We start from the raw sequence: 14,044 nt of genomic DNA, 5'->3' as shown, positions 1-14,044 counted from the left end.
TCATGCCTCCGGGAGAGTGGTGTTCCAGTTGAGACGAAGGAGCCGGAAAGACATATTCTCGGAAAAGGTGGGGCTCTCGTCCTCGGCGGGAGCGGTTCCCTCCGTCTCTTGATGCCTGCTCCGGAGATGGCCGGTTTCCTCATTCAGGAGCTCCCGTTGCTCCAGCACGTGGACCCCGCAATAGTCCTGCTCCATGCGGAAGGTCGCCTCAAGGGGAATCCGCAGCGCTGCTGCGAGGATCAGTCGGAAAATACCCGCATGACCGACGAAGAGGATTACTTCGTCGGGGATGCGCTGTGTCGAAGCGGGAAAAGGAAGTCCTCTGCGGGAGGGGGGAATCAGCATCTCCTGTTCTTCCTGGATGCGGCGTTCTCCGGAGGAAGAGCCGCTTCGCGTGGCGAGAAGAGCCGTGAAGACCGGAAGTGCGCGGGAAGCGGCGTCCCGGAAGCTTTCTCCCTTTGGAGGGCGTACATTCCAGAGATCCCGTCCTCGTGCCGCGAACAGTTCGGGCTCGGCGGCGGCGACGTCGTCGAACGTCCGACTTTCCCATGTTCCCAGGTGGATTTCCCGGAGCGCCTCGACGATTTCTACTCGTGAAGAGTGGCCTGCCGCGAGAAGAGACGCCGTCTCGGAAGCCCGTCGGAGAGGGCTGGTGATGATGCGGCTCAGGGGGAGATCCCGCAGGGCGGAGCGCATGGCTTCCGCTTGTTCGCGCCCCTTCGGGGAGAGCGGTACGTCCGTGGAGCCGAGAAAGCGTCGTGTTTTTCCGGGAAAGAGCGGCTCGCCGTGACGCAACAGGAGAATCCGAAGCAGACGCCGGAGCCGTTCTTCCTGTAGCTTGGGCGAAGCTTTGACACGAAGGATGCGATTCGTTTCCATGATGAGAACCTCCCGGGTGAGCATTTTCTCCCTCCGCTTTTATTGAGCGGGGCACAAGAGGGGAACTTCCAGATACGTTGTCGCGTTTCGTCTCGGATGCGGAGGCTTTCCAGCAAAAAATCCTTTCCGTGACGAAGGTTCCTTTCGAGAGACCACGTCTCTTCCTCGGGTGCATTTCCTGATCCGGATCTCCGCGGTGACGGGTTCATTGTCCCACGTGCCATGGGGAGCTTGCCAGAGTCATTTTGGTGAAATCGACAACAACCTGTTGCGAATCTGTTTGCGTCGTGAGACCATGATGCGTAGCTTGACAATTCCGCCGGAGGGGATTATCGTTATAGATGTCGGGAATTCTATTCCGATAAATCCAAAGGTTTTGGGAGGCTTTACCTTGGCACAGGGAACGGTTAAGTGGTTCAACGAAACGAAGGGCTATGGGTTTATCACCACGGACGAAGGTAAGGATGTCTTTGTGCACTACAGCGCCATCCTCGGCGACGGGTTCAAGACGCTCGCGGAAGGCCAGAAGGTTTCCTTCGAGGTGACGCAGGGACAGAAGGGACCCCAGGCGGTCAACGTAACGAAGATCTAGTCGCGGGGAGTGGCGGAGAAGACGGGCGCTGCGGCGCGCATGGCTTTGTTTTTCCCTGGTCTCATTGGATGTGATGTGGATAGGGCGGCGGTTTTCCTGAGGGGAAACCGCCGCCTTTTCATTTGCCCTTTCATTATGGAATGGATTTTGTGGGATGACGTTTTTCATGTCGGATCGGAGTTCTTTGCATTCCGAAATCGGTTCCGCGATGTTTTTGCGGAATGCGGAGAGAGGAAGCTATGATACAATTTTGAAGGGTGTTTTGGCACCTTGCCGAGAATGTTGTTGTCGGGAGTTAAACAGAAAACATTTTTGCGCGAGGCGGCGGAAAAGGGAGTAATGTTATGATCGTCCGGAGCCGAGGTGCTTCGGAAATCCGAGAGGAGGCGTGATGGAAGATGCGGAAGCTGTTGTTGGGTGTTGCGGCGGTCCTGTTGGTGACGGCCCTGTTCGGTCCGGCCTGGGCGAACGCGCCGGTGAAACCGGAGGATCTGAAGCCTGGTTTCGTCTATGTGGGCCCCGTCGGTGACGGCGGATGGACCTACATGCACGAGCAGGGGCGCCTGGACATGGAGAAAGTGCTTCCGGGCGTGGTGTCGAGCATCGTGGAATCCGTTCCTGAGGGCCCTGACAGCGCCCGAGTGATGGAGACCTTTGTGCGGAATGGTTCCAAGCTTGTTTTCACGACTTCTTTCGGATATATGGACGCGACGCTCGAAGTGGCGAAGAAATATCCTAACGTCGTGTTCATGCACTGCTCCGGCTACAAACGAGCGGAAAACGTGGGGACCTATTTCGGTCGCATGTACCAGGCCAGATACCTGTCGGGACTCGTGGCGGGGAAGATGACGAAGAAGAACGTCATCGGCTACGTGGCGGCTCACCCCATCCCCGAGGTGATCCGGGGCATCAACGCCTTCACCCTGGGTGTTCGCAAGGTCAACCCCGACGCGAAGGTCAAAGTGGTCTGGATCTTCTCGTGGTTCGATCCTGGTAAGGAAAAGGAAGCCGCAAAGGCTCTCATCGATGCCGGATCCGACGTGATCGCCATGCACGCCGACACGGGAGCCGCGCCGCAGGCCGCGGAGGAAGCGGGAGTCTATGTGGTGGGGTACAACAACGACATGAGCAAATATGCTCCCACGAAACACCTCACCGCTCCCGTGTGGAACTGGGGCATAGTCTACACGAAGATCGCCAGCGAGGTTATCGGCGGAACATGGAAATCCCAGGATATCTGGTGGGGCCTCCGGGAAGGGCTCGTTGCGCTCTCGCCTTACGGAAAGGATGTCCCCGAGGATGTGAAGGCTCTCGTGGAAGAGGAAAAGCAGAAGATCGTTCGGGGCGAGTGGGACGTCTTCACGGGTCCCATTCGAGATCAGAGCGGAACGGAACGGATTCCCGAAAAAGCGGTCATGAGCGATGCGGATATGCTCAGCTTCAACTGGTTTGTGGAGGGCGTCGAGGGGGACATTCCGAAATAACCTTCATCCGTCATCCTCTGCCGGATTCTTTGCCTTTTCTGATGAGGCGAAAGCCTGGAGAGGGCGTCGAAGGGCCGTGCGCATCGCGCACGGCCCTTCGCATCGACCGCCGCAGCCATGTCGTGTAAGATAGGGCAAGTCGAAACAGAGCCGGGAGGGGACTTTATGGCAGCCGAAATTCCGCCCCTCGTCTCCATGCGGGGGATAACCAAACGTTTCCTGGGCGTCAAGGCGAACGATGCGATTGATTTCGACGTGCGTGCCGGGGAGGTGCATACCCTGCTGGGGGAGAACGGTGCGGGAAAAAGCACGCTCATGAACGTTCTCTGTGGTCTTTACAAACCGGACGGAGGGGATATAGAGATCGATGGCGAACTCCGTCGCTTCAGAACCCCCCGAGATGCCATCGCTGCTGGTATCGGCATGGTGCATCAGCATTTCATGCTCGTTCCCGCCCAAACCGTGTGGGAGAATATGGTTCTGGGCCTTGATGCGCTTCCCAAGGTGCTTCCCCGCAAGGACATTGTCCGACGCATCGAGGAGATCTCCGAAAGATACGCCCTTCGGGTGGACCCTCTGGCTCCGGTCTGGCAGCTTTCTATTGGAGAGCAGCAGCGGGTGGCGATTCTCAAGGCTCTTTACCGACATGCCAGGATTCTTGTCCTCGACGAACCCACGGCGGTGCTCATCCCTCAGGAGGTCCAGAGCCTCTTTGCCACCATTCGCCAGATGCGCGGCGAAGGGCACGGTATCGTTTTCATCTCCCACAAACTCGATGAGGTTCTCGCCGTGTCGGACCGCATCTCCATCCTCCGCAAGGGAAGAAAGATCGGGACCTTCGACGCCGTCGGGGCGACCAAGGAAAAACTGGCGGAGATGATGGTGGGACGTCAGGTTTTTTTCAACAGTGCTCCACCGACGACGGAAAGAGGTCCGGTCTTTCTGGAAGTGCGGGATCTCGTCGTTCGTGGAGAACGAGGAAACATTGCCGTCCAGGGGGTCTCCCTGAAACTGCGCCAGAAGGAGATCTTCGGCCTCGCCGGCGTGACCGGAAACGGTCAGCTTGAACTCTGCGAGGCCATGGTGGGACTTCGCGGGAGTGAATCCGGAGACGTGCTCGTTCAGGGGCGGGAGATGCGCAATGCCTCTCCGAGAGCCTTTCTGGACAGGGGGGTTGCCTATATTCCCGAGGACCGCAAGGGAACGGGGCTCGTCCCCTCCATGAACATCCGGGAGAATGTGGTGCTCCGCAAGTACTGGAAGAAACCTTTCGCACGGGGTCGGTGGTTCATCGATTGGGAAGTGGTGGCGGGGTACACGGGACGTCTCGTGGAGCGCTTCGGCGTGATCACGCCGGGTCTCGGCATCCCCATACGCGCTCTTTCCGGAGGCAACTTGCAGAAACTCATGCTTGCCCGGGAACTGAGCGACAACCCGAAGGCGATCATCGCGGTCCAGCCTACATGGGGGCTCGATGTGGGGGCCACGGAATATGTTCGGGAGCGCCTTCTCGAGCAGCGGGACCGCGGAGCGGCGGTCTTTCTCGTGTCCGAGGACCTGGAGGAGCTGCTCGCGTTGAGCGACCGCCTGGCGGTGATCCATCAGGGGCGAATCATGGGCATCACGGAGGACCCGAGAGCCCTGGACGAGGAGGAACTCGGCCTGCTCATGGCGGGAACTCCGCTGGAGGAAGTGCTCCAAGGACGGAGGAAACGCGGTGACCCTCCTCTTCCGGGGCCGCTTCGCGATCCGGGCACGTTTTTCGCCGGAGACGGCGCAGTACAGAAAAAAGCCTTCCGGTCGGAAGGCGAGGAGGGAAGGACGCCATGGGCCTGAGAATCGTGACGGAAAAACGGGTGCGCGTTCCCGTCTGGCTCGAAGTGCTCGTTCCCGTCGGAGCCGTGGTGGGCGCCCTTATCGCCGGGGCGATTCTCCTGGCGCTTCTCGGCGTATCTCCCCTTGCCGCGTATGCGGCCATGCTGCGGGGCTCTCTCGGCGACTGGTACGGCATCAGCGAGACCCTCGTCAAGGCGGTTCCCCTGACGTTGGCCGGGCTTGCGGTGGCTCTCTCCTTTCGCATGCAGGTCTGGAACATCGGCGCGGAAGGCCAGCTCTACATGGGGGCTCTCGCTGCGGCCGCGGCAGTTCGTTTCGCCTTCGTGGACAACTCGCTTGTCATGTTCTGTCTCATGGCCGGGGCGGCTGCTTTGGCCGGAGGCACCTGGGGTGCCTTCGCGGGGTATCTCAAGGCCCGATGGAATGTGAACGAGATCATCACCACGCTCATGCTGAACTACATCGCCATCCACGTCGTGGATTACTTTGTCTACGGTCCTTGGAAGGATCCCGCGAGTCTCGGTTTTCCCATGACCGCTCCCTTTCCCGCTGCCGCGAGGCTGCCGCAGTTTTTCGACAGCCGGGTGCATCTGGGCATCTTTTTCGCCGTGCTCTTCGCCGTGTTGCTCCATATCGTTTTCCGGTGGACGAAATGGGGATTCGAGGTGCGCGTCATCGGGGCGAATCCAAAAGCAGCCCGGTATGCGGGAATAGATTTTCTCCGAAATGCGGTGCTCGTGATGTTCGTCTCCGGAGCCGTCGCCGGTTTTTCGGGCATGTGCGAGATGGCGGGGTTGCAGGGACGTCTCCAGCACGGTTTTTCCCCAGGTTATGGGTATACGGCGATCATCGTAGCCTGGCTTGCCCGGCTGAATCCGCTCGCCATCATGGGAGTGGCTTTTCTTCTCGGCGCACTGCTCGTCGGAGGGGATACGCTCCAAGTGGTCATGCGCCTCCCGCTGTCGAGTATTCAGGTTCTGCAGGGCCTGATCCTCTTCGCGGTGCTCGGGGCGGAATTCTTTCTCACGTATCGGGTGCGTTTCGTCCGAAGCGCCCCAGACTCTCCGAAGGAGGCGAACTGACGTGGAGATGCTCGTTCCCATTCTCGCCGCCGCCGTGCGCAGCGGCACACCCATCCTCTACGCCACTCTGGGGGAGATTCTCACGGAAAGATCGGGCATTCTCAACCTGGGACTCGAGGGGCTCATGCTCGTGGGAGCCTTTACGGGATTCAGTGTCGCCAGTGGTACGGGAAACGCCTGGCTGGGCATCGCCGCCGCCTTTCTCTCCGGATGTCTTCTCGCTCTCGTGCATGCCTTTCTCTGCATCACGGGGCGTGCGAACCAGGTGGTGAGCGGCCTTGCGCTGACCATGTTCGGCACGGGGCTTTCCTCGCTGCTCGGGCGAGGTTTCATCGGAGAAACCATTCCCGGCATTGGCGGCATGGCGATTCCTCTCCTCTCGAAAATTCCCGTTCTCGGCCCGACATTTTTCGACCAGGATCCGCTGGTCTATCTTTCCTACGGACTGGCAGTGTTTCTGACCTGGTTTCTCTGGGCCACACGGGCGGGACTCGCGCTCCGGGCCGTTGGAGACGCACCTCGGGTGGTGGATGCCATGGGACTTTCCTCCACGAGGCTGCGCTATCTCTATACCGTGATCGGTGGAGGCATCGTCGCGGTGGGCGGAGCGTACATGTCCGTGGTTTATACCAAAATGTGGGGAGATCTCATGACGGCGGGACGAGGATGGATCGCCGTGGCGCTGGTGATCTTCGCCATCTGGCACCCACTTCGGGCTGTGGGAGGCGCGTACCTCTTCGGTGGAGTGGGAGCGCTTCAGCTTCGCATCCAGGCTGCCGGAACGAGTATTCCCGCGCCTCTCCTGCTCATGCTTCCCTACGTGTTCACGATTTTTGTTCTTTTCGTCATTTCCGTGAGAAAGGGAAAGGGTATTCTTTGGGGTGCTCCCGCGTCACTTGGACAACCCTATCACCGAGAGGAGCGAGACTGAAATATCAGAGACGAAAGACACCCGGAGTTCTTCGAGAAGGAATAGTTTTGATTTAAAATAATTTTATTTAACAAGCGATACGTCTCCGGTTTTTATGCGGCGGACTGCTCTCAAGAGAAACAAGAAACCACGCTCCGAAAGTCTTTCTCCTTTTTCGACTTTCCTCTGTTTTTGCAGATAACGAGAGAGAATGGAGAACATCTCGAAAGGTGTTTTCCGTCTCTCTCGTTGTGTTTTTTCGACTAGGCGGTCAAAAAAAGAAGAGAGAGAGGGTTGACAAGAGGATGCCTGAACCTCTAGCATTGTTCATGTAGTATATAATACATCATACATCACATAGGGGGTGTTGCCCCAGCAATTTGAGTCGGGAAATCGGCGGTTCCTGTCGTATTGTTTCTCCTGGCACTATCCGGATTTGACGAAAAGGAGTGGATGTCGGTGACTACGAACAAGAAACGATTTTCCCTGAGTGGAGCACTGATCGCCTGTATGCTGTTCGTTTTGACGGGTTCCGCCTTTGCGGCACCTGAAATCACCCTCAATTTCGCCGGGCAGAATCCCGCGGACCATCCCGCGACGATCCTGATGAACGAGATTGCTCAGGAAGTGGCCGAGAAGAGCAACGGTCGCATCGAGATCAAGATTTTCCCCGCCAATCAACTGGGTGACTACACCCTGGTCTACGAGGAACTCATTCGCGGCACCATTGACATGTCCTGCACGTCCGTGCCCAGTCAGTTCGATCCCCGCCTGGAACTGCTCTACATCAACGGCTATGTGAAAGGGTACGAGGATGTGAAAAAAATCTTCGCCCCCGATGCGTGGCTCTTCGGAAAGATGGATGAACTCAACAGCCGTCTCGGCGTGAAACTTCTCGGCTTTTTCGTGGAAGGCATGATCGGTACGGGCACCACGAAGCCCGCCAAGGATCCCCTTGATCCCACGGTTGCCAAGGATGTGCTCGTGCGCGTTCCCAACATGGATGTGTACAAGCTTGGTGCCGAGGCCATGGGTTACCGCACCGTCACGATTCCCTATGCGGACGTCTACCAGGCTCTTCAGACGGGGGTCTGCGAGGGTGTGAACGGCTACTCCACCGCTGCCGCCTACACCATGCTCCGGGATGTGCTCAAGTACTGGTACATGACCAACTATTCCCTGGAGTGCATCAACTACATGATGAGCGGCAAGGTTTGGGAGAAGCTTTCCCCCGAGGACAGGGCCATCGTTCAGGAGGCAGTGAACCACGCGGCGGCGAAGAGCATCGAACAGGCCAAGGCGGAGGATGAGAAGTACATGCAGCTCATGCGGGATAAGGGCATCCAAGTGTTCACCTACGAGGAGAGTGAACTCCTTCCCCTTTCCGAAGCCTGCGCCGGAACGTGGGCACGGTTGGAGAAGAACATGACCAAGGAACTCATGGATGAGTTCCGCAAGGAAATGGCGCCGGGGAAATAGCTCCGAATCCGTTGCGTTCCGGGCGAGGTGTCCCCTGCGAAAACCTTTCCCGGAACGCAACACGATGAAAAACGCTGAGGGGGAGTCTTCCCTCGGCCCTCTGCCGGAGAGGCGTGCCCATCCGGCGAGGGGCGGGAGGACTTTCGCATGTGGGAGGGGGCACGTCTCATGTCTTCCTGTTCCGTCTGTGAGGAAAATTCCGGGTGCAAAAAGCCCAAGACCTTGTTCGACAGGATCGTCATCACTACCTTTTCCAGCGTGACCTTCGGTATGTCCTTTCTGCTCACGATCCTCATCGGTGCCGCCACTTTCGTCCGTTATGTCCTCAAGGGCGATCTCTACGGCTACGAAGAGTGGGTGAAGCTCTTCGCCTTCTGGCTCTATTTTTCCGGAGCCGCCATCGGGGCTTTCAACGGGACGCACGTCTCTGCGGACCTCGTTCAGTCCTATGTCCCGGATGGGCATGTAAAACGCTTTCTGATCTTCTTGAAAAATCTCGTGACCGTCGGCGTTACGCTCCTCTTTGTCTGGTACGGCTACGATTTCTTCATGTTCGGCTTCATGGGACCCTTGGGAACCGGGGTGGCCATTCCGATGACGACGGTGTGGCGCATTCCTCTGTGGACGTCCTATCTGGCGATCTTCATCGGATTCATCTTCATGCTTTACTACTTCAGTCTCGAGTTGTTCAAGAGCACAAAATCCCTGTTCTCCGGAGGTCGGTCATGATCTACGTGGCCATTGTCATTCTCCTGGCGTCGCTGATGCTCGGTGTTCCCGTTCCAGTCAGCTTCATGGCCTCGGCGGGATGGTTGATCTTCTTCGGCGGACCCGGCGGCGGCGGTTACGCTCCAAGCCAGCTCCTTCCCTATGCTTTCACCCAGATGAATTCCGTCTCGCTCATCGCCATCGCTCTCTTCATCATGGCAGGGGGCATCATGGAACGAGGGCGCATCGGAGAGAAACTCATCGATCTGGTGGACGTGTTCGTGGGACATCTCCGGGGCGGGCTCGGCATCGTGGGAACTATCTCCTGCGCCGTCTTCGGCTCCATCTCCGGAGCGGCCTGCGCCACTCTTTCCTGCATCGGTTCCATCATGTTTCCCCGCCTCGAGGCGGGAGGGTATCCGCGTGGACACGCGGCGGCCCTCATGGCCAACGCGTCCCTGCTGGGGCTTCTCATCCCTCCGAACGCCACGCTCATCATCTTCGCCTGGATCAGCGGCCAGCCTGTCCTGGCGTGCTTTCTCTCCACGGTGATGCCGGGCATCCTCACCACAGTGCTCATCTGTGCGGTGAACATGTGGCTCCTCCGGAACAACGAGTCGGTTCTCGTGGCCCACAGACGGAGCGCGGAGGAAAAATGGGCGCTCTTCCGGGAGCGGGGAAAGCGTGCGCTTCCGGCGTTGATGCTTCCCGTCATCGTCCTCGGAGGAATCTACGGCGGTATCATGACCACCACGGAGGCATCGGCGGCGGCAGTGCTCTACGCCATTCCCGTGGGCATGTTCGTCTACCGGGGACTCGATCTCAAAGGACTCTGGAATGTGGTGGTGGAGTCGGGAGTGACCACGGGAGTCATCATGGCCATGCTCTTCTCCGTGTCCATGCTGAGCCGCCTCTATCTGCTGGAGGACCTCCCCTCGCGGCTTCTGATCCTCTTCAGGTCCGTCTCGGAAAACCGTTGGGTGATCCTCTGTATGATCAACATTTTCCTTGTCATCATGGGAATGCTCATGGACGACATCAGTGTCGTGGTGCTCACCACGCCCATTCTCATGCCCATCATTCTTGAGCTGGGGTTCAATCCTATCCACTACGCGGCCATCGTTGGCGTCAACACGGGGCTCGGCTGCATCACGCCTCCCGCCGCCCCGGTGCTCTACCTTGGGGGACGCCTTGCCAACGCACCTATCAACGAAATGATGCGCCCCGCTCTGTGGTTCATGTTGCTCTGCTGGCTGCCGGTGCTGCTTTTCACGGCTTATTGCCCCAAGCTGGTGCTCTTTCTGCCCCACGTGATCCTGGGAACGCCCTGGTGACGCTACGGTGACGGCGAGCAGCTCTTTCTATCGGAACTTTTTTGCAGGGCTCTGTTTTCTCTGCCTTGCTGGAGGACTTCTTACCGGTTCCCCCTATGCCTTTTGGGGGTGTATGGTCTGTGGTGCCTTTTCCAGGACTGCGGTGAAGAAGCAATGGGCCGATCCTCCCTGGGCGGAGGGATTCCGTTCTGTTGTCACGTCTGCCTGGAGAAAAATCTGCCGCGCCTCCTGAAGAGGCGCAACCGATCACGGGTCGTTTTTGTCTGTACAAGGGAGCCGCGGGGGAGATCCGACGACAAGGATCGCCTCCGCGGCTCCCTCGTCTGTGTTTGCCATGTCGCTTTGGAGGACACGGTTTTCCCTGCGGTGTTCCTTTCTGTGTTGCCTCGCCTGCAACGTTTCATCTCCGGCCGTTGCTCCGCCTTTGTGTGTGCCGCCTTTCCCCACCTTCCGCTTCCGGCTCTGTAAAAAACCGCCTTGTGGCGTTGCCGATGCGATTCCGTACCCTCCGGACGGAGTGGTAACGTACCATAACGTGCAATGTCTTTCGCAAAATTGAGAGGAGCAGGTCGCTCCAAAACAAGACGACAGTCCGCGAATCCTTCCGCCGCCGTTTTCTCTCCTTTCGCAGTCCTGTCCAGAACCTTCGCTTTGTTTGCTTCCTTCAGGCGTAAAAACATCACGTCTCATCGTCCGCAGAGAAGGACAGATGACATTTCCCCCGTCCCGTTTCAGGAATGACGTTGTCCCTGTCCCGTCACAGCGACAAAAGGATGCGTTGACAAGAAAGATTTTTTTGCGTAGTATTCTGTGAAGGAAATCCTTCATTTAAAAAGTGACAATGATGCTTTTTATTCATTCGCGAGGGGGTTTTTTCGTGCGGGATCGCATTACAGCAAAGCGTTCCGACATGTCTCCGGCGCAGACAAAAATCGCCGCATACGTGCTCGAGCATCTCCGGGATGCGGCATTTCTCTCCGCTGCGGAGCTGGCGGAACGCATCGGTGTGAGTGAGGCGACGATGATTCGTTTTGCGGCCTTTCTCGGTTACGAAGGGTACACGCTGTTCCGTGAGGCTGTTGGGGACGCGCTTCTGCAGCGACTTTCAACGCTCGAGCGAATGAAGGAATATGCACCGGAGGAAGAATCGAGTCTTTTCGACAGGGTCGTGCGGGATGATCTGGAGGCCGTCGCCGCGATTCGGACGAACACGTCCGAGAGTGACGTGGATGCCCTCGGAAGGGCGCTTGCCGCATCCGGAGCCGTCTATATTGCGGGAAACCGAAGTTCCTTCGCACTCGCCTATTATTTCTCTTTTTATCTTTCCTGGATTCTTCCCAATGTCAAGCTTCTGAGCCCGGACATTCCTTACGAAACCCTCTTCAACGCGCCTCACGAGAGCCTTGTGGTCGGCATCAGCTTTCCCCGCTATTCCAGTTGGACCCTTCGCGTTCTTGAGGATGCGAAAACCCTTGGACTCCACACCGCGGCGATTACGGATTCGCCCGGAAGTCCTCTGGCGATGCGGTCCACCTACGTGGTGACCGTTCCCTATCGCCCGGTGTCCTTCATCGATTCCTTCGCCGCCCCTCTTTCCGTGATCAACTGTCTCGTGCTGTCCGTCTCCTCCCACCTCGGAGAGGAAGCGGCGGAGAAGCTCGAAGCGCTCGAGGAGTACTGGAGCAGAAACCGCGTCTACGACGGGGTGGTACGACCGGATGCGGCTCGCCGAGAGACGGGAGAGCCACCGCGCAGGTGCTGAGGATTGGAGCCTTTCCCCGTAATGTCGGCCCTTTTTCCCTAGGGTGAGACACGATGTTCTTGTTTTTTCCGTCGCTCCTTCTGGGTTTTTCTCGCAGGATGACTTCCCGTGTTCCGTTGTGGATGACGAATTTCCTTCAAGAAAAGGGATGTTCCACGAGAAACGCGATCCCTGAGGAGTGAGGAAGAGGCATTTTCGAGTTCACGAAGGGACGGAATGAACGCCTCGAGAAGAGGCGTGCTGTTGTTTTGTTGCCCTTCGACATGAAAAACCAGAGGAAGGAGCGGGTTTGGAGGGGGCGATGGCGGGCAGGACAAGGTGCGGCACGGGTTCGGAACGTATCGAGAAAACGGCCCGAGAAATCCTGTTTCGTCGGAGAGGGCGCAAACAGGAGGAGCCGGAACGACGGAACTGACAAGAGCGGGAAGGGAGATGAGGATGTGTCCGAGTGGGGGAACCTGATTCCCAGAAGTTACAAGACGGAAATGCCCATGGCTGTCCGAGGCGAGGGCATCTACATCTATGACGAAAGTGGTCGCGCCTATATCGACGGATGCAGTGGCGCGCTTCTTTCCAGTGTAGGGCACGGCAACAAGGAGATTGTGGCGGCCATGACGCGGCAGCTCGAAACGCTGGAGTTCGCGCATCCGTCACGGTGGATGAACGCCGCTGCTCTGGATGCGGCCAAGGAAGCCGCTTCCATTGCTCCGGCCGATCTCCGGAGCGTCTGGTTCGTGAGCGGGGGCAGCGAGGCCATCGAATCGGCGGTGAAGATGGTTCGCCAGTATTTTGTGGAGCGGGATGGCCTTTCCTCTTCCAAGTCGGTGTGTATCGCCCGCTGGGCATCCTACCACGGCAGTACTCTCGGTGCCATGGGACTCGGCGGAAACATGGCCCGTCGTCGGATGTTCTCTCCGCTCTTTCTCGAAGGGCCGAAAATCGAGCCCCATTACTGCTACCGTTGTCCCTTCGGACTGGAACATCCTTCCTGCGATCTGCGATGTGCCCATGCCTTGGAGCAGACGATCCGCCGCATCGGTCCCCAGTACGTGGCGGCTTTTTTGGCGGAACCCGTTGTGGGGTCCACCGTCGGAGCCCTGAATCCTCCGGAGGGATACTGGCCTCTCGTGCGGGAGATCTGCAGCCGGTACGACGTGCTGCTCGTCGCCGACGAGATCATGACGGGCGTTGGAAGAACGGGTAAACCCTTCTGTGTCGATCATTGGAAGGTTGTTCCCGACATCATCTGTTCCGCGAAGGCGCTGTCCGGAGGATACGCTCCCGTGGGAGCCATGTTTGTCCGGGACGACATTGTGGAGGTGCTCCGCTCGGGAAGCGGCTCCTTCATGCACGGCCATACGTACAATGCCAATCCTGTCACGGGAGCGGCGGTGGCGGCGACGCTCCGCTACATGAAAGCGGCGAAGGTCTTCGAAAACGCCGCCGTCATGGGAGAGCGACTGGAGAAAGCGCTCGCTCCCCTCGCGGATCTTTCCCTCGTCGGCGAGGTGCGCGGCATGGGGCTCATGCGGGGAATCGAACTTGTGGAGAACAAGGCGACGAAGAAGCCCTTTGCGCCGGAGAAAAAGGCCGCGGCGGTGGTGACCGGAGAATGCATGAAACGAGGTTTGGTGGTGTATCCCGGCAGCGGACAGATCGACGGTGTCGCGGGAGATCAGTTCATGGTGGCTCCCCCCCTGATCGTCACCCAGACGGAGGTGGACGAGATCGTGGGACGTCTGGAGGAAGGGCTTCGTGCCGCGGAGAATCGTCTCCGTTCCTGATTTTCCTTCGGAATACAGGTGGAAAGAGTATTCGGTCCGCGTTGCCATAAAGAGAAGACGCCGCGAAGGAAGGTGCGACGCCCCAGAAGGAAGGTGGTGAGGACGAGGAGAAGACGGAACAACGGGAGAGGTGGAGGACGAAATTCAAGGCGAGAGGTTGTTTCGGGAAAGGGCCACAGCGGATTTTCCCGGAG

Annotated in this window: 11 protein-coding genes; 10 read left to right on the top strand and 1 reads right to left on the bottom strand. The window is 58.3% G+C overall.

Translation table 11 applies throughout. The features are described 5' to 3' along the window. Complete coding sequence (locus K349_RS0110070; protein WP_169731337.1) at positions 1-879, bottom strand: histidine phosphatase family protein; 879 nt, start codon at positions 877-879, stop codon at positions 1-3. 391 nt (positions 880-1,270) lie between these two features. On the opposite strand from K349_RS0110070, the gene K349_RS0110060 reads away from it, so the two are divergent. The 10 genes from K349_RS0110060 to K349_RS0110000 all read left to right on the top strand — a co-directional run bounded on the left by K349_RS0110060 (position 1,271) and on the right by K349_RS0110000 (position 13,850). After that, complete coding sequence (locus tag K349_RS0110060; RefSeq protein WP_029165684.1) at positions 1,271-1,471, top strand: cold-shock protein; 201 nt, start codon at positions 1,271-1,273, stop codon at positions 1,469-1,471. A 398-nt stretch (positions 1,472-1,869) separates the two neighbouring features. Further along, positions 1,870-2,955, top strand: coding sequence for a BMP family ABC transporter substrate-binding protein (locus tag K349_RS0110050; RefSeq protein ID WP_029165682.1), 1,086 nt, complete (start codon positions 1,870-1,872; stop codon positions 2,953-2,955). A 165-nt stretch (positions 2,956-3,120) separates the two neighbouring features. Beyond that, a complete protein-coding gene (locus tag K349_RS0110045; RefSeq protein WP_029165681.1) occupies positions 3,121-4,791 on the top strand; it encodes an ABC transporter ATP-binding protein in 1,671 nt (556 codons plus the stop codon). Further along, complete coding sequence (locus K349_RS0110040) at positions 4,782-5,873, top strand: ABC transporter permease (RefSeq protein ID WP_034265316.1); 1,092 nt, start codon at positions 4,782-4,784, stop codon at positions 5,871-5,873. Before K349_RS0110045 ends, K349_RS0110040 begins: the two co-directional genes overlap by 10 nt. A gap of 1 nt (position 5,874) precedes the next feature. Continuing rightward, the gene (locus K349_RS0110035) at positions 5,875-6,804 is read left to right on the top strand and encodes an ABC transporter permease (protein ID WP_029165679.1); all 930 of its coding nucleotides are present in this window, start codon (positions 5,875-5,877) and stop codon (positions 6,802-6,804) included. A gap of 438 nt (positions 6,805-7,242) precedes the next feature. Beyond that, positions 7,243-8,262, top strand: coding sequence for a TRAP transporter substrate-binding protein DctP (gene dctP / locus K349_RS0110025; protein WP_338022318.1), 1,020 nt, complete (start codon positions 7,243-7,245; stop codon positions 8,260-8,262). A 147-nt stretch (positions 8,263-8,409) separates the two neighbouring features. Beyond that, positions 8,410-8,991, top strand: a complete 582-nt coding sequence (locus K349_RS0110020; RefSeq protein WP_029165677.1) for a TRAP transporter small permease — start codon at positions 8,410-8,412, stop codon at positions 8,989-8,991. After that, a complete protein-coding gene (locus K349_RS0110015; RefSeq protein ID WP_029165676.1) occupies positions 8,988-10,304 on the top strand; it encodes a TRAP transporter large permease in 1,317 nt (438 codons plus the stop codon). The genes K349_RS0110020 and K349_RS0110015 overlap by 4 nt, the downstream gene beginning before the upstream one ends. Before the next feature lie 877 nt (positions 10,305-11,181). After that, a complete protein-coding gene (locus K349_RS0110005) occupies positions 11,182-12,066 on the top strand; it encodes a MurR/RpiR family transcriptional regulator (RefSeq protein ID WP_169731336.1) in 885 nt (294 codons plus the stop codon). 440 nt (positions 12,067-12,506) lie between these two features. Further along, entirely contained in the window at positions 12,507-13,850 is a 1,344-nt protein-coding gene (locus tag K349_RS0110000) for an aspartate aminotransferase family protein (protein ID WP_245588028.1), read from the top strand. The last annotated feature ends 194 nt before the right edge of the window (positions 13,851-14,044 follow it).

The organism is Aminiphilus circumscriptus DSM 16581 (assembly GCF_000526375.1).
In the GTDB taxonomy this organism is placed as follows: Bacteria; Synergistota; Synergistia; order Synergistales; family Aminiphilaceae; genus Aminiphilus; species Aminiphilus circumscriptus.
The sequence above is the reverse complement of the archived record's forward strand: the minus strand, read 5'-3'. Positions and strand labels throughout refer to the sequence as shown.